The sequence below is a fragment of the Arthrobacter sp. S2(2024) genome, from assembly GCF_036662515.1.
In the GTDB taxonomy this organism is placed as follows: Bacteria; Actinomycetota; Actinomycetes; order Actinomycetales; family Micrococcaceae; genus Arthrobacter.
Window position 1 is genome coordinate 162,527 of sequence record NZ_JAYKZI010000003.1, and the last position, 20,903, is coordinate 183,429.

The 20,903-nt window shown below is 64.1% G+C and carries 23 protein-coding genes; 13 read left to right on the forward strand and 10 right to left on the reverse strand.

The window, feature by feature from the left end:
* Nucleotides 1-206 precede the first annotated feature (206 nt).
* Entirely contained in the window at nucleotides 207-1,805 is a 1,599-nt protein-coding gene (locus VLA65_RS07275) for an ABC-F family ATP-binding cassette domain-containing protein (RefSeq protein ID WP_306959633.1), read from the forward strand.
* 9 nt (nucleotides 1,806-1,814) lie between these two features.
* Here VLA65_RS07275 and VLA65_RS07280 read toward each other — a convergent pair whose 3' ends face one another.
* From VLA65_RS07280 to VLA65_RS07300, 5 genes are all read right to left on the reverse strand, one after another.
* Nucleotides 1,815-2,258 (reverse strand): SRPBCC domain-containing protein, encoded by a 444-nt coding sequence (locus tag VLA65_RS07280; RefSeq protein WP_059389261.1) that lies wholly within the window; start codon nucleotides 2,256-2,258, stop codon nucleotides 1,815-1,817.
* 104 nt (nucleotides 2,259-2,362) lie between these two features.
* A complete protein-coding gene (locus VLA65_RS07285) occupies nucleotides 2,363-2,848 on the reverse strand; it encodes a YbaK/EbsC family protein (RefSeq protein WP_332602123.1) in 486 nt (161 codons plus the stop codon).
* Entirely contained in the window at nucleotides 2,832-3,686 is an 855-nt protein-coding gene (locus tag VLA65_RS07290; protein WP_306959637.1) for an SURF1 family cytochrome oxidase biogenesis protein, read from the reverse strand. Before VLA65_RS07290 ends, VLA65_RS07285 begins: the two co-directional genes overlap by 17 nt.
* Nucleotides 3,687-3,965, reverse strand: coding sequence for a hypothetical protein (locus VLA65_RS07295; RefSeq protein WP_332602124.1), 279 nt, complete (start codon nucleotides 3,963-3,965; stop codon nucleotides 3,687-3,689).
* Nucleotides 3,962-4,486 carry a DUF3099 domain-containing protein gene (locus tag VLA65_RS07300; protein WP_332602125.1) on the reverse strand — a complete coding sequence of 175 codons (525 nt, stop codon included), beginning with the start codon at nucleotides 4,484-4,486 and terminating at the stop codon, nucleotides 3,962-3,964. The genes VLA65_RS07295 and VLA65_RS07300 overlap by 4 nt, the downstream gene beginning before the upstream one ends.
* Nucleotides 4,487-4,639: 153 nt before the next feature.
* Here VLA65_RS07300 and VLA65_RS07305 point away from each other — a divergent pair, with 153 nt between their 5' ends.
* Nucleotides 4,640-5,365, forward strand: a complete 726-nt coding sequence (locus VLA65_RS07305) for a beta-ketoacyl-ACP reductase (protein WP_332602126.1) — start codon at nucleotides 4,640-4,642, stop codon at nucleotides 5,363-5,365.
* Nucleotides 5,366-5,453: 88 nt separating this feature from the next.
* On the forward strand, nucleotides 5,454-6,203 hold the full coding sequence (locus VLA65_RS07310; protein WP_284988202.1) for an SDR family oxidoreductase: 750 nt from the start codon (nucleotides 5,454-5,456) through the stop codon (nucleotides 6,201-6,203).
* 77 nt (nucleotides 6,204-6,280) lie between these two features.
* Here the strand turns inward: VLA65_RS07310 and serB are convergent, their stop codons facing one another.
* Nucleotides 6,281-7,174, reverse strand: coding sequence for a phosphoserine phosphatase SerB (gene serB / locus VLA65_RS07315; RefSeq protein WP_284988201.1), 894 nt, complete (start codon nucleotides 7,172-7,174; stop codon nucleotides 6,281-6,283).
* A 125-nt stretch (nucleotides 7,175-7,299) separates the two neighbouring features.
* Between serB and VLA65_RS07320 the strand changes: the two genes are divergently transcribed.
* From VLA65_RS07320 to VLA65_RS07360, 9 genes are all read left to right on the forward strand, one after another.
* Nucleotides 7,300-8,085, forward strand: a complete 786-nt coding sequence (locus VLA65_RS07320) for an ABC transporter ATP-binding protein (protein WP_332602127.1) — start codon at nucleotides 7,300-7,302, stop codon at nucleotides 8,083-8,085.
* Nucleotides 8,086-8,104: 19 nt separating this feature from the next.
* Nucleotides 8,105-8,890: a sulfite exporter TauE/SafE family protein gene (locus VLA65_RS07325; RefSeq protein ID WP_306959643.1), complete on the forward strand. Its 786-nt coding sequence runs from the start codon at nucleotides 8,105-8,107 to the stop codon at nucleotides 8,888-8,890.
* Between the two features lie 7 nt (nucleotides 8,891-8,897).
* A complete protein-coding gene (locus tag VLA65_RS07330; RefSeq protein WP_332602128.1) occupies nucleotides 8,898-9,716 on the forward strand; it encodes a TrmH family RNA methyltransferase in 819 nt (272 codons plus the stop codon).
* Between the two features lie 403 nt (nucleotides 9,717-10,119).
* Nucleotides 10,120-10,695: a carboxymuconolactone decarboxylase family protein gene (locus VLA65_RS07335; protein ID WP_332602129.1), complete on the forward strand. Its 576-nt coding sequence runs from the start codon at nucleotides 10,120-10,122 to the stop codon at nucleotides 10,693-10,695.
* A 10-nt stretch (nucleotides 10,696-10,705) separates the two neighbouring features.
* Entirely contained in the window at nucleotides 10,706-11,605 is a 900-nt protein-coding gene (locus tag VLA65_RS07340) for an RNA polymerase sigma-70 factor (protein ID WP_307053027.1), read from the forward strand.
* Between the two features lie 409 nt (nucleotides 11,606-12,014).
* A complete protein-coding gene (locus tag VLA65_RS07345) occupies nucleotides 12,015-12,473 on the forward strand; it encodes a hypothetical protein (RefSeq protein WP_332602130.1) in 459 nt (152 codons plus the stop codon).
* A 15-nt stretch (nucleotides 12,474-12,488) separates the two neighbouring features.
* Nucleotides 12,489-12,725, forward strand: a complete 237-nt coding sequence (locus VLA65_RS07350; protein ID WP_059389251.1) for a hypothetical protein — start codon at nucleotides 12,489-12,491, stop codon at nucleotides 12,723-12,725.
* A gap of 203 nt (nucleotides 12,726-12,928) precedes the next feature.
* A complete protein-coding gene (locus tag VLA65_RS07355) occupies nucleotides 12,929-13,186 on the forward strand; it encodes a type B 50S ribosomal protein L31 (protein ID WP_009358283.1) in 258 nt (85 codons plus the stop codon).
* 81 nt (nucleotides 13,187-13,267) lie between these two features.
* On the forward strand, nucleotides 13,268-14,365 hold the full coding sequence (locus VLA65_RS07360) for a lipoate--protein ligase family protein (protein WP_442880235.1): 1,098 nt from the start codon (nucleotides 13,268-13,270) through the stop codon (nucleotides 14,363-14,365).
* A 35-nt stretch (nucleotides 14,366-14,400) separates the two neighbouring features.
* On the opposite strand, the gene VLA65_RS07365 is transcribed toward VLA65_RS07360, so the two are convergent.
* From VLA65_RS07365 to VLA65_RS07380, 4 genes are all read right to left on the reverse strand, one after another.
* Nucleotides 14,401-15,033: a hypothetical protein gene (locus VLA65_RS07365; RefSeq protein WP_332602132.1), complete on the reverse strand. Its 633-nt coding sequence runs from the start codon at nucleotides 15,031-15,033 to the stop codon at nucleotides 14,401-14,403.
* Entirely contained in the window at nucleotides 15,020-15,397 is a 378-nt protein-coding gene (locus VLA65_RS07370) for a hypothetical protein (protein WP_307053030.1), read from the reverse strand. The genes VLA65_RS07365 and VLA65_RS07370 overlap by 14 nt, the downstream gene beginning before the upstream one ends.
* Nucleotides 15,398-15,513: 116 nt before the next feature.
* A complete protein-coding gene (gene pepN / locus VLA65_RS07375; RefSeq protein WP_332602133.1) occupies nucleotides 15,514-18,153 on the reverse strand; it encodes an aminopeptidase N in 2,640 nt (879 codons plus the stop codon).
* Between the two features lie 4 nt (nucleotides 18,154-18,157).
* Entirely contained in the window at nucleotides 18,158-19,201 is a 1,044-nt protein-coding gene (locus tag VLA65_RS07380) for a YeiH family protein (protein WP_284988188.1), read from the reverse strand.
* 113 nt (nucleotides 19,202-19,314) lie between these two features.
* Here VLA65_RS07380 and VLA65_RS07385 point away from each other — a divergent pair, with 113 nt between their 5' ends.
* A complete protein-coding gene (locus VLA65_RS07385) occupies nucleotides 19,315-20,871 on the forward strand; it encodes a circularly permuted type 2 ATP-grasp protein (RefSeq protein WP_332602134.1) in 1,557 nt (518 codons plus the stop codon).
* Nucleotides 20,872-20,903 lie beyond the last annotated feature (32 nt).

Consider the following 20,903-nt stretch of genomic DNA (forward strand, 5'->3'; position numbering starts at 1 on the left):
TCGTCCTACCTTCACCTAACCACGCACCGAAAATAGTAGCAAGGGTGCTTACTATTTCGGGGCGTTCCGCGCCCTGCCCTGGCGCTGGCGAGTGTGGGACCCCGTGGGCGGTAGAATCGTAAAGGCCGTTTGTTCGGCCCCTCCACTTCAGCCGCGCCTTGACTTCGGGTGCTGCGGGTGTTCCCCATTGAAAGGCATCCCCCGAATTGATTACCGTCCAGGAACTCGAACTGCGCGCCGGCGCCCGCCTGCTCATGGACCAGGTGAGCTTCCGCGTGGACAAGGGGGACAAAATCGGTCTGGTGGGCCGGAACGGTGCAGGCAAGACGACCCTCACCCGCGTCCTCGCCGGTGAGGGACTCCCCGCTGCCGGCAAGGTTGCCCGCAGTGGCGAGATTGGCTACTTGCCCCAGGATCCCCGGACCCCGGACATGGAACAGCTTGCACGCGACCGCATCCTTTCCGCCCGCGGCCTCGACGTGGTGGTGGGCAAGCTGAAGCAGGCGCAAACGGACATGTCCAGCGAGGACGCCACGGTCCAGCGCAAGGCCATGAACCGCTACGACCGTTTGGAAGCCGAGTTCCTCGCGGGAGGCGGTTATGCGGCCGAGGCGGAAGCCGCAGCTATTTCCTCCAACCTGGCACTTCCCGAGCGTCTCCTGAACCAGCCGCTCAAGACACTCTCCGGCGGCCAGCGCCGCCGCGTGGAACTAGCCAGGATCCTCTACTCGGACGCCGAGACCCTCCTCCTGGACGAACCCACGAACCACCTCGATGCAGACTCCATCACGTGGCTCCGCGACTTCCTCAAGGGCCACCAGGGCGGGCTGATTGTGATCAGCCACGATGTGGAGCTCCTGGAAGCCACCGTCAACAAGGTCTACCACCTGGACGCCAACCGGGCGCAGATCGACTTCTACAACATGGGTTGGAAGCGCTACCTGCAGCAGCGGGAAACCGACGAGCGCGCCCGAAAGCGCGAACGCGCCAATGCCGAGAAGAAGGCCCAGGTCCTCATGGACCAAGCCAACAAGATGCGTGCCAAGGCCACCAAGGCCGTGGCCGCGCAGAACATGGCGAAGCGTGCCGAACGGCTGCTTGGCGGCCTGGAAGCAGTCCGCGAGAATGACCGCGTGGCAGCCTTGCGTTTCCCGGATCCTGCTCCGTGCGGCAAGACTCCGCTCACGGCAGAGGGTTTGAGCAAGTCGTACGGCTCACTGGAAATCTTCACCGACGTGGACCTGGCAATCGACCGTGGCTCCAAAGTGGTCATCCTGGGCCTCAACGGTGCCGGCAAGACCACCCTCCTGCGGATGCTCGCGGGGGTGGACAAGCCGGACACCGGCGATATCGTCCCGGGCCACGGGCTCAAAGTGGGCTACTACGCGCAGGAACACGAAACCCTGGACCACGACCGTACGGTCCTGGAGAACATGCGTTCATCGGCTCCGGACATGAAGGACGCAGAGGTCCGCGGGATCCTCGGGTCGTTCCTGTTCTCGGGTGACGACGTCGACAAGCCGGCAGGTGTGCTTTCCGGCGGTGAGAAGACGCGGCTGGCCCTCGCCACGATCGTGGCCTCAAGTGCCAACGTGCTGCTACTCGACGAACCCACCAACAACCTCGACCCGGCCAGCCGCGCCGAGATCCTGGGCGCACTGCGAAACTATTCCGGCGCCGTCGTGCTCGTCAGCCACGATGAGGGCGCCGTGCAGGCCCTGAACCCGGAACGTGTTGTCCTGCTTCCGGACGGGGTCGAAGACCACTGGAACGAAGACTACCTGGACCTCATCACGCTCGCTTAAGGCTGAGGGTCAGGGCATTTCCCACGGCACGGAGGCAAGCGGGCGGCCCAGTTCAATGTAGCTTTTCAGATTGGACAGGACCGCCGACCAGCCGCGGCCTGCGATCGCCAACTGTTCGTCGTCGGCGATGTTCCTGTGATGGACCGTGAGCCTTGCAATGCCGTCATGCGACTCGATGGTGAACGTGACAACGTCGGGCTTCACCACCGCTGGAACCGCGGGATCCTCCCACGTGTTCACCAGGCGCGCCGGGGGTGTTGCTTCCAGGATAGTTCCCACGACGTCGGCGGTTCCGGAGCCGTCCGTGCGCTGGTGTTCCCATCGTGAACCTGCCTTCCAATCCGAGACATTGGCATGGCCCCAGTATTCAGCGCTTTGGGCTGCGTCCGTGAGCGCCGTCCAAATCTGGTCCGCGGTTCCTTCGATGTACGTGACGTAGGTGTATTCAGCCATGCTCAACAGCCTAGCCCCAGGCTGCAGCGGAACGACGGCTCCGCAGGATCAATAACCCGCAGGATCAATAACCCGCCGGATCAATGACCCGACGGACCACCGGATCAGCGGACCTTGAGGGGCTGGGCGGCCGTAATCCGCTGGAGTTCGCTGTAACTGATGGAGAACATCGAGTTATGGTCACCCGCGCCCGCCCAGAGCAGTGGATGCTCCTGGAGCGAGATGTCGAGGATGGTTCGTAGGGGCCGCGGGTGTCCAAGGGGAGCCACGCCGCCTACGGCCTGGCCGGTGTGCTCCAAGACGAAGTCCGGCCTGGCCCGGCGGATCCTGGCTGTCCCCAGGGAATCCGCGACCAAGGCGGTGTCCACCTTCGCGGCCCCGCTCGCGAGAATCAACAGGGGAGTGCCGTCGAGTTCGAAGACGAGGCTGTTGGCGATGGCCGCAATGTCGCAACCCAGCAAGGATGCTGCCGCAGCGGCGGTGGGGACATCGTCGTCGAAGGTGAGCACCGTGTCCTGGGCGCCCGCCGCGGTCAGGGCGGACTTCACGTTCAGCACGGAGGCCGGGATCGTTTCAGTAGCCTTGCGCATCCAGGATGGCGTCTTCCTCTTCTTCGGCCGTTGGCCGCTTTGATTTCCGTGGCGCGGGTGCCTTCGGACGAGGCATCGCGCTGATTTCTTCGTCCTCGTCCTCGGCATCAATCCGGGCATTGCGGGCCTGTTGCCTGGCCGCGTAGCCGAAACCAACGAACATCAGCACGCCGAACGCGAACCACTGCAAGGAGTAGGAAAGGTGGGTGCCCTCGTCGGTGGCCGGCTTGGCGAACGGCGCGGGCATCACCTGGACGGCGGGCGATTCCGTGGCGAGCTGCCCGTAGGCCCCGGTCATGATGGGGTAGCCAAGTTCCGTGGCATATGAAGGGAGGTCGATCGATGCCAGCTGGCCGTCCACGGCGCCGCGGCCCAGATCCGGTTCAGAGGCCTTCAAGCGGGCGACGACGGTAACCTCGCCGGCCGGCGGGGCCGGGATGCTGTCGGGGTGCCCGGGTGTCTTGTTTCCGATGGGCAACCATCCGCGGTCAATTACCACGGCGTCGCCGCTCGACAATCGGAACGGGACCACTACTTCGTACCCGGGCTGGCCGTTGAGGGGACGGTTACGGACGACTCGTTGGCCCGCAACGTCATACCTTCCGTGGAGCTCAACTTGTGCCCATTCCCGTTCGGGGTCCAGGGACTGGAACTCCGCCTTGGCGGCGGAGAAGGGAAGGGGAGCGGCCGAGTAGTTGGTGACAACGCGGTTGATCTCGGCCAACGTCTCGGCCCTGCGGTCCATTTGCCAGCGACCCAGCAAGACGCAGCCGGTGGCGAAGATCACGGCCAAGACGAAGTAGCCCAGCCACTTGCTGGAAAAGAGAAAGCGGTACATTCAGCTGGCCTCGCCTGGGTCAGTGGTCATCGCGAACGGGATGGTCTCTTTCAAGAGGCCGCGGGTCTGCAAGTAGTCCTCCAACCATTCCCGGTGCTCCTCGCAGGACAGCCATACTTTGCGGCGCTCGGGAGTGTGGATGCGGGGATTGTTCCACAGGAGCTGCCACGTCGCCTCGGCGCGGCACGCCTTGCGTGAGCAGACGGCCGGATGCGTCCCGCCCCGGCCCGCGTGCTCTTCATTCTCCAGCCCAAGGCCGCCCATAGTGAAGATATTCATGAAGCCGCCTGTTCTTCCCCGCCGAGCGGATATCGCTGCTTGCTGGCACCGGTGTTGTCGGCTGGTTCCGGACCGGAAGCGTCCTGGACGGTGGCGTCGTCGCCGTCGTCGTCGATGAGTTCGCCTTCCAGGACGGTGACGGGCGCCGCCGACGGCGCCCCTTCTTCAGCCGGTGCCGCTTCCAGCTCGACGGCCGGGACGTAGTCCAGCAAGGCGTCGCTGTGGACTTCGGCCTTGTCGCTGCCATTGGCGATCACTACGGCAATCCAGGGCAGGAACACGGCCCCTGCGACAGCGATGATCTTGAACCAGCCGTCGACCACGAAAATGAGAATGAGGCACACCAAGCGGATACCCATTGCCAAGGCGTACTTGATCATTCGTTCGCGCATGTCGTCCGAGTGGGCGGCGGCGGCGTCGGTAATGCTATGCACCACGGGGTCACCTGATACGGCGTCCGGGTCCCCGGGCGCCTGCAGGGGACTGCTATCTCTTGTCACGGCTGATTCATCACGCTCCAACGGCTTCCCTCAATTCTCTCACCCTTGAACGGGCCTCCCAAACCGCGCCAGGTGCAGCTACCCGCGGCCGGGGCCTCGCGGCGGCTAAGATCGATGCAGGAAATCACCCACTTTCAAGCGGCACAGTCCTGCCGCGGAACTCTGGAGAGCAGCATGTCTGAAGCAGTATCAACCGCCCGCAGCGTCCTCATTACGGGCGGAAACCGCGGCATCGGCCTGGCTATCGCAGAGGCATTCCTCGCCAACGGCGACAAGGTCGCCGTGACCTACCGCAGCGAAACCCCCCTTCCCGAGGGCATCCTTGGCGTCAAGGCCGATGTGACGGACGAGGCCTCCGTCGACGCAGCCTTCAAGGAAGTCGAGGCCGCCCATGGACCCGTGGAGGTTTTGGTAGCCAACGCCGGGATCACCAAGGACACTCTCCTTTTGCGCATGAGCGAGGACGACTTCACGTCCGTCATCGACACCAACCTCACGGGCGCCTTCCGGGTGATCAAGCGTGCCTCCAAAGGCATGATCCGCCTGCGCAAGGGCCGGGTTGTGCTGATCTCTTCCGTGTCGGGTCTCTACGGCGCACCGGGACAGATCAATTACTCGGCCTCGAAGGCGGGCATGGTGGGCATCGCCCGTTCCCTCACCCGCGAACTTGGTAGCAGGGGCATCACGGCGAACGTGGTGGCACCGGGGTTCATCAACACGGACATGACCGCCGAGCTTCCCGAAGACACCCAGAAGGCCTACTTGGCGAGTGTTCCGGCCGGCCGCTTTGCCGAAGCCTCCGAGGTGGCCAACGTGGTCCGCTGGATTGCCAGTGACGAAGCCGCATACATTTCCGGTGCCGTCATCCCCGTGGACGGCGGCCTGGGCATGGGCCACTAGATCACCAATCCCGCTGGCATGATTGACTCGGAATTAATAGAAGTTGGATGTTTTCAACAAGTTGGACGTTTTGAATAAAGGAGCACGAATGGGACTGCTGGACAACAAGACGGCAATCGTCACCGGTTCTTCGCGCGGCATCGGCGCTGAAGTAGCCAAGATCCTGGCTGGCGAGGGCGCTGCCGTCGTCGTCAACTACCGCCAGAAGGCCCCCCGGGCCAACAAGGTAGTCGGCGAGATCCAGGCGGCCGGCGGCCGTGCCGTAGCCGTTGGCGCGGACCTGACCACGCAGGAAGGCGTCCAGGCGCTGGCCAGCGCCGCCATGGAGGAATTCGGTTCGCTGAACGTCCTCGTGCTCAACGCTTCCGGCGGCATGGAGTCCGGCATGGAAGAGGACTACGCCCTCAAGCTGAACCGCGACGCCCAGATCAACATGCTCAACGCCGCAGTTCCGCTGATGCCGGAAGGTTCCCGCGTGGTGTTCGTCACGAGCCACCAGGCGCACTTCGTCGAGACCGTTCCCACGATGCCCGAGTACGAGCCCGTTGCCCGGAGCAAGCGCGCCGGCGAAGACGCATTGCGTGAACTTCTGCCGAACCTTAGCGACAAGGGCATCTCCCTCGTCGTGGTTTCCGGCGACATGATCGAGGGCACCGTGACGGCCACCCTGCTGGACCGCTCGAACCCTGGCGCCATCGAGGCCCGCCGGGCCGAGGCCGGCAAGCTGTACTCGGTGGAGGAGTTCGCAGCCGAGGTGGCGAAGATGGCCACGGCCGACGTCGAGAGCGGCCACACCGAGTACGTCGGCGGCGCCGATTACTTCGGCAAGAGCGCCTGATTACTTTTTAGCGCATGAAAAAAGCGGCCCGGGACTGTCTGTCCCGGGCCGCTTCGTCGTTGCGCGTGAATTTCCGCCTAAACGCCGGCGATATGCCGGACCGCGTCCAGGTACGGCATGTTGATGGCGGCATCGGCTACCGCCCGGACGGCAGGCTTGGCGTTGAACGCCACACCGATGCCCGCAGCGCCCAGCATGTCCAGGTCATTGGCACCGTCGCCCACTGCGATGGTGTGCTCCAGGTCGATTCCCTCGGCGGCTGCCCACTCGCGAAGGTACTTCTCCTTGGCGGCGCGGTCGATCACGTCGCCAAGGACCTTGCCCGTCAGGAAGCCGTCAACGATTTCAAGTTCATTTGCGATCCAGTAGTCCAGGCCGAGTTCCTCAGCGATGGGCCGAAGGATCTGGTTGAAGCCACCGGATACCACCGCCACCGCATGGCCGGCGGCCTTGAACGCGGCCACGAGTTCCGCGGCCCCCTCGCTCAGGCGCACCTCAGCGCGGACGGCGTCGACGACGGCGGCCGGCAGGCCTGCGAGGACCGCCACCCGGGCGTGGAGGCTTTGCGCGAAGTCCAGTTCGCCGCGCATCGCAGCCTCGGTCACGGCGGCTACTTCCTCGCGTTTGCCGGCGTGCGCGGCAAGCAGTTCGATCACTTCCTGCTGGATCAAGGTGGAGTCCACATCCATGATCAGCAGCTTGCGCGAAGCGTCACGCAGCGCGTCGGCGACAATCGCGGTGTCCATGCCCGGTGCGGAGGCCTCGGCGACCCTGCGCCGGAGGCCTGACAAGTCGGTGTCAGTAGCCCCGTCAACGGCCAGGCCCATGGTATAGACCCCGAAGCGCTCGTCGCCCGAACGCGACTCCGACGTGAAGGTAGCCCCCGATCCGGACAAGACCTTGCGCAGGTGTTCAAGCTCCGAAAGGGACAAATTCACGCCATAGCTGACCGCGGTCAAGTTCGAACTCATGGCTGCAATCTTAGCGAGCGGGGAACCGCCGCCCGAACTCGTGTTTCATCCACGTCGTCGCACAAACCATGTGACCGAAGTTCCAGTTATCTATCGCCCCTATTTTTGTCCTAGTGTCTACTCCTATGAGTGATGTTCTTGAATTGGCTTCCGTCAGCGTTGTCCGAGGTACCAAGACCCTGCTGGACAAGGTTGACTGGCAGGTCAATGAAGGCGAACGCTGGGTCATCCTCGGTCCCAACGGTGCCGGAAAGACCACTCTGCTCCAGATCGCCGCCGCCCGGATGCATCCCACTAGCGGGAAGGCCGGGATCCTGGACGAGACGCTAGGCCGGGTGGACGTGTTCGAGCTCCGTCCGCGGATCGGCCTTTCCTCTGCGGCCCTGGCTACCCAGATCCCGGAACAGGAAAACGTGTTGAACGTCGTGGTCACCGCGGCCTACGGTGTGACCGGCCGCTGGCGTGAGGGATACGAGCGCGACGACGAGCGCCGGGCCTTCGGCCTTCTCAACGAATGGGGCATGGGTCCGCTGCTGAACCGCTCCTTCTCTTCGCTTTCCGAAGGCGAGCGCAAGCGCGTGCAGATCGCCCGGGCCCTCATGACCGACCCGGAGCTGCTCCTCCTCGACGAGCCGGCCGCCGGCCTGGACCTCGGCGGACGCGAAGAGCTCGTCCACAAACTCGGTGAACTCGCCCGTGACGAGGACGCCCCCGCCATGGTCCTCGTGACGCACCACCTTGAAGAAGTTCCGCCCGGATTCACCCACGCCATGCTGCTTCGCGACGGCGGGGTGGTTGCCGCAGGACCCATCGAGGAAGTCCTGACCGCGGAACATCTCAGCAACACCTTCGGCCTGCCCCTGGATGTGACCGAAAACGCCGGCCGATACACGGCCACCGCCCGCCGCTAGACCGGGGCAGCGAGAAGCAGTGGAGATCCTTAGCAGCATCCTGATCTTTTTCGCGGGCTTGTGGGCCGGAACCATCAACAGCGTTGTCGGCTCCGGCACCCTGGTGACGTTCCCGGTCCTCATCGCCCTGGGCTACGCGCCCGTCACGGCGACCATCAGCAACGCCATGGGGCTTGTGGCCGGCAACGTGACAGGGGCCTGGGGCTACCGACACGAACTCAGGGGCAGGGGCCGGCAACTGCTCAGGCTCTTGCCGGCGTCGCTGCTCGGCGGCATCACGGGTGCTTGGCTGCTGCTGCACCTTCCGGAAAAGGTCTTCTACTACGCCGCTCCCATCCTGATTGTGGTCGCGCTGCTCATGGTGCTCTTCCAGCCGAAACTCCAACGGTGGGTCCAGGACCGGGCCGGCAACCCGGAGCACGCCATCCACGACAAGCGGCACACCGTGATCCTGGTGGTGTTGGTGTACCTCGCGGGGGTCTACGGCGGCTACTTTGTCGCAGCCCAAGGCATCCTGCTCGTTGGCATTCTGGGTGTCTTCATGACCGGCACCATCCAGAACGCCAACGCGATGAAGAACATCCTGGTGCTGGCCGTCAACGTAGTGGCAGCCTGCTCCTACCTCTTGTTTGCCTTTGGCCGGATCGAATGGCCGGTGGTGGCAGTCATCGCGGTCAGTTCGTTGATCGGCGGTCTGGTGGGCTCCAAAGTGGGACGGCGTTTGAAGCCCCTCGCGCTGCGCATCGTGATCTTCGCGCTCGGCATCGTGGCCCTCGGGTTCATGATCGCCAACCTGCTGAAATAGGAACCCCGTGACTTTCCACTACCTCGAGTCGGCCGACGATCCGTGCGTTGCCGACTACACGCAATTGACGGATGTACACCTCCGCAAGCTCCGCGAGCCTGCTGAGGGCATGTACATCGCAGAGTCGTCACGGGTCCTGCGACGCGCCCTCGCGGCCGGGCACCAACCCCGTTCCTTCTTCCTGGCGGAGAAATGGTTGGAAGACCTCGACGACGTCTTCCAACAGTTCCCGGAGGTCCCGGTCTACATCGGCAAAGCTTCGCTGCTTGAGGAAATCACCGGATTCCACCTGCACCGCGGTGCCATGGCGGCCATGCATCGCCCCGCACCGGTGCCCCTCGAGGAACTTCTCGCCGATTGCGTTCGTGCACGAGGGCGATCAAGGATCGCAGTGCTTGAGGACCTTACCGACCATACAAATGTCGGAGCCGTGTTCAGGTCAGCCGCGGCCATTGGCGTCGACGCCGTGCTGGTGTCACCTCAGTGTGCCGATCCGTTGTACCGGCGCTCGATCAGGGTCAGCATGGGCACAGTTTTTCAGGTGCCGTGGACAAGGGTCGACCCGTGGCCAGCTAGCATCGAACAGCTGAAAGAGGCGGGCTACTTCGTGGCAGGCATGTCCCTGGGGGAGGGAGCCATCACTCTGGATGAGCTGGTGGCCCAGGATCATCAAAACCTGGTGCTGGTTTTCGGAACCGAAGGCGACGGGCTGAAGCCCGAGACAGATCAACTACTTGACGCCCGCGTGACGATTCCGATGATGAACGGCGTCGACTCGCTGAACGTTGCTGCGTCGTCGGCTGTCGCCTTCTACGCGACGAGGTAACGAATGGCACGAAGGAAAATCTGAGACGGGTCAGGGTGCCCAGACATGCATCTGACCGGGTCATTCGCTTGCTCGAGTCATCACCGCAGGGGATCGTCTTTGCGCCGTGCCGCCTGCTTCAGCTCGGCGATCCGCAGCCGAAGGAAAACAATGACGAGGACCAGGGCGTACACCGCCAGTCCAGCCAGCACGAACGTGACGATCGCGTACAGAACCCAATAACACTGAAGGCTGGACTTAAATTCACTGGTTCCCCCCAATAATCGTTAGCCCTAGGCTACGCGGGCGGGGACAGTTATCAGATCAGGTGGACGCCGCCCTCTGGCGTCACGTCGCTGTCACAGATCGGGCTCGGGTGGTGTCTTCATGTCATAGGACCCAGAACAGACCCGCAGGAGGAGTCATGACCAGCAGGATCCCGGCCGCAGAGATCACCGGTTTCTACGGCGCACTCATCAAGAAATTCAGCGCGAAGATGTTTGGCAAAGTCCCGGAATCGTTGGGCGTCATGTGGCACAACCAGCCCGTTCTCAAGGCATCCATGGGCTTCGGACAGAAGCTGCAGAAGTGGAACAGGTGTGACGAGTCGCTGAAGTCCTACGCGCACATGGCCGTGGCCTCACTCATCGGTTGTACGTGGTGCCTGGACTACAACTACTTCATGGCCCACAACCACGGCCTCGACCTGGAAAAGGCACAGCAGATCCCGCGCTGGCGTGATTCCGGGGTCTTCACGCCCCTGGAGCGGGACGTGCTGGAATATGCCGAAGCGATGAGTACGACCCCCGTAACGGTCACTGACGAGCTCGCTGCCCGGCTGCTGGAGCAGCTCGGCTCACCGGGCCTGGTTGAGCTGACCAGCGTTATCGGCTTTGCCAACCTCACGACCCGCGGCAACGTCGCCCTGGGCATTGAGTCCGAGGGTTTCGCGGATGCCTGTGGCTTGAAGCCGCTCGCGGCACGAAGCGGCGCGCGGTAGCGTGGCGGGCATGAGTAGCTCCGGCGCCGCCGACAGCTTGGACCTTTTCGTCACTCATCGCAGCCTGCTCTTCACCGTCGCCTACGAAATGCTTGGCTCCGCCGCCGATGCCGAGGACGTGGTGCAGGAGGCCTGGCTGCGGTGGTCTGACCTGGGCACCGGAGCCCGCGCGGAGGTGCGTGACCCGCGGGCCTATTTCGTCCGTATCGTCACCCGCCAAGCGCTCAACCGCCTCCGCACGCTGTCACGACGGCGGGAGGATTACGTCGGGGAATGGCTGCCCGAGCCCCTGCTCACCGTGCCGGATGTCGCCGAGGACGTGGAACTGGCCGAAAGCGTCTCGATCGCCATGCTCACCGTTCTCGAATCCCTCACCCCTGTGGAGCGGGCGGTCTTCGTACTACGGGAGGTTTTCGACGTGCCCTACGAGGAGATTGCCGAGGCCGTGGGCAAGTCAGCGGCCGCCGTGCGCCAGATCGTCAGCCGTGCGCGCTCTCATGTGGCCGCCCGCTGCCCCCGCATGCGCGTGGACCGCAGCGAGCAGCAGGAAGTCGTCGAACGGTTCCTGGCGGCGGTCACCACCGGGGATGTGCAGGGCTTGATGGATGTGTTGGCGCCGGACGTCGTACTCATCGCCGACGGCGGCGGCATCGCGCAGGCGGTTCGGGTGCCGGTGTACGGTGCGAAGAAGGTGACAAATCTGCTGCGGTCCTTCCCAGAGGCCGCGCTCAACCCGAAAATCGCTCTGCTTTGGCTCAACGGCGGCCTCGGCATCCGGATCGACGACGAAGCAGGCGGTCCGTCGCTCATCAGCCTGGTGGTGGAGGACGGCAGGATCGCGCGGATCTTCGCCATGCGTAACCCGGACAAGCTGGGCCACTTGGAGGAGGAGACCCAGTTGGTGCGCTAACCGCTCCGACCCTCCATTGCGATCTCGGCGCAAGTCGGCGTGGCCTCGTACAGCTGAAGTGGGATCCACCGCTCCACATGCGGACTTCTGAGACAAAGTGCAGCCTGATTCTTTGGCTGGGGTCTGCTGTCTCTTCGCCAACTCGAGCCCGCGATTCCGACCCGTCGAACACTAGACGGGCGAGCCAAGCAACAGCCGGCGCTCTGCCCCGGTCGGGCACGCCTGCGGCGCGAAGGGTCTGAGCGTCGTTATCCGGCTCATCCGATAGGTGGACCAGGCAAAACCGAATCGGCGCACAATCTAGTCCCAGAGGATGACGTTTCCGTCGACGCCGCAAAATAAAGTGAAAGACGGCTATCACCTTTGGCGTTGCTGATTCCAAGTCAATCAGAGGTTAGGGGACAACTTGATGAATGCACTGAAGAAGTTGCTCACGGGAACCGCGGCAGCGGCAGCTTCCGCGGACTTCTCCATGTCGATCCCGGACGGGTACGTCGCAGAACTCACCAACGACGGCGGCGTGCAGCTCCGCAACCAGTCCTCCCGCATCGTGATTCCATTCATCAGTGCCCCATGGGCACTCGACTCCAACGGCAAGAAGCTCCCGACGTCGTATACCGTCAACGGGTCCAAAATCACCCAGCACGTCAACACCAACGGTGCTGCCTATCCAATCGTCGCGGATCCCTCGATCCAGTGGATTCCATACCCGGTCGTCGCCATGTACGGCTGGGAGGCTGACACCATCAGCAACATCGGAAACGTCTGGCAGTCCAGCTCAGGGCTTCTCCTGTGGGGTTGCTACGGATTCAGGATTTGGAATCCTGGAGCCGGGGCCATACCCATGCCAGCCCGCGACTGCGCATAACGCACGAGGAGAAACATGCTTGTCTTCCGGTACATCTATAGTGCTGTATTCGTCTTCGCAATGTTCTGGGCGATCTTTCTCGAAGACCTCCCTGTCTTCGGGCGGCTCGTCTTCCCGCTCTTTGTGCTCATTCCTCTGATACTCAACGAAATACAGATCCAGAAGACGCGGAAGCTGAAAGCAGAACTCCGCTCACGCGAGGCAGAGTCCCTGCCGAACGACGTCCACCACGACTACAGGGAAGCAAACTAGCCAGGACACTTGCAGGCACTCCTGACAGGCGCGGCCAATGAGGAGACCGCCCCCGCGGCTGACCTCGGTTCGTTTGGCCCTGCGGTTTCCGCTATGATTGGTTGTTGGCCCGACCGCTGAAATTTGCAACATGGAAGCAACGGACCACCTCCATTCATACCTGGCAGCTGGCAAAATCCAGCTGCGTGAACAAAGGTCCCATTATGAAGTCTGATATCCACCCGAAGTACGAAGCTGTTGTATTCAACGACCTGGCTTCCGGCGTCAAGTTCCTGACCAAGTCCACCGTGTCTTCTTCCAAGACCATCGAGTGGGAAGACGGCAACACCTACCCGGTCATCGACGTCGAAATCTCCTCGGAGTCCCACCCGTTCTACACGGGCAAGCAGCGCATCATGGACTCTGCAGGCCGCGTCGAGCGCTTCAACGCTCGCTTCAAGGGCTTCGGCGGCAAGAAGTAATCAACTTCACCTCCAAGCTTCTGTGAAAGCCCGCACCCGCCGTATCTTCGGTGGCTACGGGCTTTTGCGTTTTCCGGCAGGATGGAAGCCATGACTTCCAGCATGGCTTTCGAGCAACCCGATCCCCTGCTCCACGGCGAATATAAGGTCCACGGCGGAAAGCTCGTGGTGGTCGACCTCGACGTCGTGGATGGGCAGTTCGCGCACGTCTCGCTCAGCGGAGACTTCTTCCTGGAACCGGACGAGGCCCTGCAGGACATCAACCGGGCGCTCACGGGCCTTCCGGAAAGTTCGACGCCGGCAGAGATTTCCGCTGCCGTCTCCGCCGCATTGCCCGCGGACGCTGTCCTGTTCGGCTTCTCTGCCGACGCCGTCGCCGTCGCTGTCCGCAGGGCGCTGTCCAAGGCGAGCGGGTGGGCGGACCACCAGTGGGAGGTCATCCCGCCGTCGGTCCTTCCCACCCACCTCAATGTAGCGCTGGACGAGGTCCTCACCGAACAGGTCGGGGCCGGGCTACGCAAGCCCACCCTGCGCTTCTGGGACTGGGAAGAGCCGTCGGTGGTAATCGGCAGCTTCCAGTCTTACCGCAACGAGGTGGATCCCGACGGCGTTGCTCGCCACGGCATCACGGTGGTCCGCCGCATCAGCGGCGGGGGAGCGATGTTCATGGAAGCGGGGAACTGCATCACCTATTCGCTCTATGTGCCACAGAGCCTCGTCGATGGCATCAGCTTCGCCGACTCCTACGCGTTCCTGGACGCGTGGGTCATGGCTGCCCTGGAAAAACTGGGCATTACCGCGTTCTACGTCCCGCTCAATGACATCGCCACCGAGCAGGGAAAGATCGGCGGTGCGGCGCAAAAGCGCCTCGCCAACGGCGGCATGCTGCATCATGTCACCATGAGCTACGACATCGACGCCGACAAGATGGTGGAGGTTCTGCGCATCGGCAAGGAAAAGCTTTCCGACAAAGGCACCCGCAGCGCAAAGAAGCGCGTGGATCCACTCCGGCGGCAAACCGGCCTGGCGCGGACGGACATCATCAAAGCCATGCAGGAAGTCTTCACCGAGCGCTACGGCGCCACGGAGTCCCGCATCACCGACGCTGAATTGGCGATAGCCCGGGAGCGGGTGCAGTCAAAGTTCGGTACTGAAGAATGGCTGCACCGTGTCCCTTAACTGCACCGTGTTCCTTAACTGCGGGTGTTCCCTCGTTAACCGGCCCGGTACGCGTCCACTGCCTGTTCCAGGACCGGACCGTAGAGCGGCCATGAATCGGCGGGAGCCGCCACGATGAGGACGCTGATGCCCTTACTCCCCGCTACGAGGCAAGCCATTTCCCGGTATTGGTTGTTGCCGACGCGGGTCACGTAGCTGTCCTCGACACAGGATCCCGTACCGCCAAGGAAAGCCATTCCGGATCGCTCGGCGATTTTGGTGGGCGACGAGGAGTTCTCGTCCGCCAAGTGATCGATCCTGAAGGTGCTCCAATTGTCCAGCGACTCGCTGCCCTGCCGGGGCGTGGCGTTGAAGTAGATCCGAAGTTCACCGGTTGAGGACGAGACAGCCGCGGACACGCTGCCCGGGTCGCTTTCCGCAGGACTCGCATCGGCAGGGACCGAAAGGACCCCGGTGCCATCCGGGAGGTCCATGGTTCTCCAGCCTGCCGGGGCCGGTGCCGCCGTGAACCACCCGAACGGCGCTTCCGCAGACTGCTCGGGGCGGGAACCCGGGCTTTGACCAGCGGAACTGCAAGCTGCGACGGCGATTATCGCAGCAGCCGTGCCCAAGGAGAGCCCGGCGGACAGTGCCGGTTTATTGCGAGGCGGCGTGCTAGCGGTTTCCATCGCCGTCGTCCGGTCCGCCGTTATCGTCGCCGTCGCGGTCGCCGCCATTGGGGTGCCGCGGGGTCGGCGGCGCCATGTGCGGTGGCGCCGGTACCGGCGGCGGGACCACGGCTGGCGGCGCTGGGGGTGGCGGAACGACGGCTGGCGCTGCGGGTGGAACCGTGGCTGGAACGACGGCGGGTGGGGCAGCAGGCGGCGCGACCGGCGTCGCCGTCGGCGCGGGTGACGGTGTGCTTGGGGCGGGCGTTGTACTCGCCGGCGGCCTTGCGGGCGCCGGAGCGGCAGGTTGTCCGCCGAAGCAGCCCCCGAGCAAAAGGCTGGCACCCAGCGCCGCGACGGCAAGCACGGGGCGAGGAATCTTCATGGTGACCGTCCTCAAGAAAGGCCCATGCGGAGCGCCGGGCTTTGCAACTAAAGACGATGCCGGCGATCCCCTTGGTTCAAGGCCAGCAGTCCACCCCGGGATCGCCGGCTCCTGCGTCAGCCCCGCTCGAGCGCCACAGCTTCCCGTTGCGGGGCACCGGCGGCTTGCGCCGCCAGGGCGCGGAACAAATGGCTTCGCTGCTCAATGACGATGCGTCGGAGCGCCCGCGGGGCTGACGTGTGGGTGCCTAGCCAATCGTCCGTGCGTCGAAGCACCGGATGATCTGCCGGCGCCATGCCGGCCTGAAGATCCTGGGCCGAGGGGAACAGCCCCCGGACAATCCGGCCCGCGATCTCGATGCTCCGGGACTGCCATATGTCTTCCAGGCAGTCGAAGTACGGTTCGGTGAAGCCGTCCAGGAGCCCGGACGGGGCAAGGGAGAAGCCTGCGATTGTCGCGCCCAGAATCTCGTTGGAGAGCCCGGTGTCGTTGACTGCGGCATTCCATGCGGCCGTCTTGACGTCGGCATCGGGACGGGCAGCCGCGGCCAGTGCATGGCCTTCGCGTCCGGAGGCGGTGTGGTCCAGGGCGAGTTCGGCATCCAATTCCGGGAGCGTGGCCGCTCCGTTCGCTGCCAATGCCTGCCACAGGCTCCATCGGAGATCCGCATCCACCGCCAGCCCGTCCACTACGACGTTGCCGGAGAGAATGCCGCGGAAGAATTCGACGTAGGCGCCATCATGCCGCGACAAGTCTGCCAGGGTCCTGGCCCACGCGAGTTGCTGGTCCGAACCCGGCCCGGAGCTTCGCAACCGCATCGCGCTGGCAGCCATCAGGCCCTCCCGGACCTCATCGCGCTGCGGAGCCGGTACGTAGCGCTCGACGGCGGTCACCGCGTTGCCGAGAACGTTGAGGAGGACGCCGATTCCTGGCTCGGCGGGCGCGAAGCGTTCGACGGCGGCGACGTACAGTGCCGCCGGGGTCACGGCGTCGCGAGCTGAATCCCATAAGGCTGTCCAGCACAATGCCCGGGCCATCGGATCGCTGATCCGGTCCAGGGAGGAACGTACTGTTGCTTCGGACCCCGCATCCAGGCGGACCTTCGCATAGCTGAGGTCGTCGTCGTTGACGAGAAGGAGGGCCGGGCGCTGCTTGCCGGCGAGTCCGCCCACGGTAGTGTCGGCGCCGTCGAGGTCGAGCTCGATGCCCTCGGTTCGGAACAACTGTCCGCCGTCGTCAAAGTTGTAAAGACCTATCCTGAGCCTATGCGGCCGGTGCTCCTGCTTGCCGGTGATGGGGTCCACGGAGTCCTGGCGCAGGGTGACCGCCGCCATGGCATCGCCGCTCCCGGAGATCTCGGCCGCAATGGTGGAGATCCCCGAGGTCTGCAGCCACTGCCGGGCCCAGGTTCCAAGGTCCCGGCCCGATGCCGTGCCCAGGGCTTCCAGGAGGTCGGTCAGCGAGGTGTTGCCGTATTCGTGATCCCTGAAGTAGCGTCGCGAGCCGGCAATGAACGCCTCGAACCCGACGTAGGCCACCAATTGCTTGAGGACGGAAGCGCCCTTTGCGTAGGTAATGCCATCGAAGTTCTGCTTGGCGGCTTCCAGGTCGGGAATGTCCGCCACGATGGGGTGGGTCGTGGGCAGCTGGTCCTGCACATAGGCCCAGGACTTGCGCTTGTTCGCAAAATTCACCCAGGCGGTGTCCCAGTCCGTGGCCTTGTCCACGCCGAGGGTGCCCATGTAGTCGGCGAAGGATTCCTTGAGCCAGAGGTCGTCCCACCAGGTCATGGTCACGAGGTCTCCGAACCACATGTGGGCCATCTCGTGCATGAGGGTGTTGGCGCGGGCTTGGTACTGGGCATCGGTGGCCCGTGAGGTGAAGACGTACTTCTCCGTGAAGGTGACCAAGCCGGGATTTTCCATCGCACCGAGGTTGTACTCCGGCACGAACGCCTGATCGTACTTGCCCCACGGGTAGGGGTAGTCGAAGAGATCGTTGAAGAAGTCCAGGCCGTTCTTCGTCAGCCGGAAAAGCTCCGCGGCGTCGAAGGACTCCTGCATGGATGCGCGGCAATAGAGCGCCAGCGGAACCTCAAGGCTGGTGCCGTCGTCGAGCGTCTTGCTCCAGCGGTCAGTAGCGCGGAAATAGGGACCGGCGAGGACGGTGGTGATATAGGTGGACATCCGCTTGGTGGTGGCGAAGTCCCAGCGGCTCGTAGCCGGGTCGCTGGTCAGTTGCGTCCGGGCAAGCTCTGCGCCGTTCGAAGCCACCTGCCAAGCGGAAGGCGCCATGACGTGGAAGGTGAATTCGGCCTTCAGGTCCGGCTGCTCGAAGTTCGCGAACACGCGGCGGGCATCCGCCGGTTCGTATTGCGTATAGAGGTAGCACTGCCCGTCGGCCGGATCGACGAAGCGGTGCATGCCCTCGCCGGATCGGCTGTAAAGGGCGGTTCCGGTGACCGTGACCTGATTTTCGGCCTGGAGATTGTTGAGGTGGATCCTGTCGCCGTCCACCACCTCGGCGACGTCGAGTCCTTTTCCATTGAGGAAGACGCTGTGCACGCCGCCGTGGATGAAATCCAGGAACGTGGAGGAACCAGGCTCCGCGGAGAAGTCAATGATGCTGCGGCTGGTGTACCCCGGCACGCCGGTATCTGCGGCTTCGCGGACGTCAAGGGAGACATCGTAGCTGTGGGTGCTGATCAGGGCTGAACGGGTGGCGGCTTCAGCGCGCGCCAAGTTGTGATTCGACACCCAGCTATCTAATCATGAGGAAGACTGCGCCCAGGCCCAAGATGGCGATAAGGAACCAGGAGCCAAGCGCGACTAGCGCGGCGCGGCCACCCGTGTGCAACAGCGTGCGGACGCGGACCGCCGAACCCAGCCCGAACAAGGCCGAGGCGAGCAGGATGTCCTGGAGCCCTCCTGCGGCGTCCAGCACGCCAGGACCGAGCCAGCCAACGGAACGGACGGCCACCATCGCGATGAACCCGAGCACGAAGAGAGGGACGATCGGCGGAAACTTACCGCCGTCGTCGTTCGCCTCCGTACCGTTGCGCGACTTCCGCCGCATGGACCATCGTTGCGCAAGGCCCGCCCCGGCCACGATGGGGGCCAGCAGGACCACCCTGGTCAGTTTCACGACGACGGCGAGCGCCAGCGCCACCGGACCGGCAGTCTGTGCAGTCGCGACTACCTGGCCGACGTCGTGCACGGAAGCCCCGGTCCAGGCGCCGAATTGTTCCGGGCTCAGGCCCAAGGGGTGCATGAGCAGGGGCAGGACGCCGATCGCGAGCGTGCCGCAAAGGGTCACCAGGGCAACCGGCAGGACGGTGTCCTGGTGTTTGATGCGGCGTACCGCGGCCATGGCTCCGATCGCGGAGGCACCGCAGATGGAGAAGCCGGTGGCTATCAGCAGGGCGCCCTCGCGGGGAAGCTTTACCAAGCGGGCCAGCCCATAGGTGCCCGCGAAACTGAGGAGCACGACGGCGGCAATCAGGACGAGAGCAAACCAGCCAAGGTCGAGGACATCGACAACGCTGACCTTCAGGCCCAACAGCACGATGCCCGCCCGCATGTGGTGCTTGCCGGCGAAGTCGAGGCCCGGGCGGGCGCGTCCGGCAGCCCAAGCCGCGGTGCCCGGTATATTTGCAGCTAACAAACCCAGCGCTACAGCGGCTGTCATGGCAGGGATGGGGGGAAGCAGGGCATGGACAATGAAGGCAAGTCCAGTGGCTGCCACTGCCATGACGATCCCGGCTCCCAATCGGGAGACCGGGGCCGGGAAACGATTGGAGTGCATTCGTCAACCTTGATGCATGCAGGCGCTGAAATGCGAACCGGGTTCACGCTTGGTGTCGCAACATGCAGAACGCGAAATGCGTTCGTAATCGAAAAGGTGATTGTCTGAATCCCATGTCAGAGCTATTCCGGGATTACTCCGAGGCCGCCGCCCGTTCCGGCGCCTACGACGAAATGTTCGCCCCAGGCACCGTTGCCCGAAAGTCCTACGGCCAGGTTGACGGCGCACTTCGCGAGCTTTCGCTTGCGGATGTGAGCGCGCGTGCCGAGTCGATGGCGCGGACCTTCTTGGACCGGGGCGTGACCTTCGATTATGCGGGGGAGGAGAGACCCTTCCCGCTGGATATCGTGCCGAGGGTGATTCCGGCTGACGAGTGGGGTGTCCTCGAGCGCGGGGTGGCGCAGCGGGTGCGGGCGCTGGAGGCTTTCCTGGACGATGTCTACGGGCGGATGGCGGTGGTCGCTGATGGCGTGGTGCCGCGGGCATTGGTGACCACGAGCGCGCATTTCCACCGTGCCGTGCACGGTTTCGAACCGGCCGGTGGCGTGCGGGTGCACGTGTCCGGTATCGACGTTGTCCGCGATGCGGCGGGCACCTTCCGGGTGCTGGAGGACAACGTCCGTGTGCCTTCCGGCGTGTCCTACGTGCTGGAGAACCGGCGGGCGATGGCGAAGGGTTTGCCGGAGGCGTTCGGGCAGCAGCACATCCGTCCGGTCGAGGAATACCCGCGGCGTCTGCTGTCGGCGTTGCGGAAGACGGCGCCGTCCGGGGTCGATGACCCCACGGTGGTGGTGCTTACCCCCGGTGTGTTCAACAGCGCCTACTTCGAACACACGCTGCTGGCCGGGTTGATGGGCGTTGAACTGGTCGAGGGCAGGGACCTGATCTGCCGCGGTAACCGGGTCTACATGCGCACCACGGCCGGTGAACAGCGGGTGGACGTGATCTACAAGCGGATCGACGACGAATTCCTGGATCCGCTGCAGTTCCGCTCCGATTCCATGCTCGGGTGTCCGGGACTCGTGAACGCGGCCCGGGCGGGCGGTGTGACGATCGCAAACGCCGTTGGAAACGGGGTGGCCGATGACAAGCTGGTCTATTCCTACGTGCCGGACCTGATCCGGTACTACCTGCACGAAGAGCCGGTGATCGCGAACGTGGAGACTTTCCGGCTGGAGGAGAAGGAAGCCCGGGAGCAGGTCCTGGACCGGCTCGAGGAACTCGTGGTCAAGCCGGTGGACGGTTCCGGGGGCAAGGGCCTGGTGATCGGTCCGGATGCTTCACGGGACGAGCTGGACGCCTTGCGGAGGCGGGTGCTGGCGGATCCGCGAGGCTGGATCGCGCAGCCGGTGCTGCAGCTTTCCACCGTGCCCACCCTCTCGGGAGACCGCTTCGGGCCCCGCCACGTGGACTTGCGTCCGTTCGCGGTCAACGACGGCGACGACGTCTGGGTGCTCCCGGGCGGGCTGACCCGGGTGGCACTGAAGGAGGGCTCGTTGATCGTGAACTCTTCCCAAGGCGGCGGTTCCAAGGACACGTGGGTACTCTCCGACTCCCCGCAACTGCCCGCCGTCGAACTGCCCCGTTCCTCCATCACGGTGCGTGAACAGGTCTCGGTCTGGCCCGTCGAAAGCAACTGGCGGGACCGCCAATCGGACCAGCAGCAGTGATCCGTCACGCTATGGTGCCGGAGCAGGATACA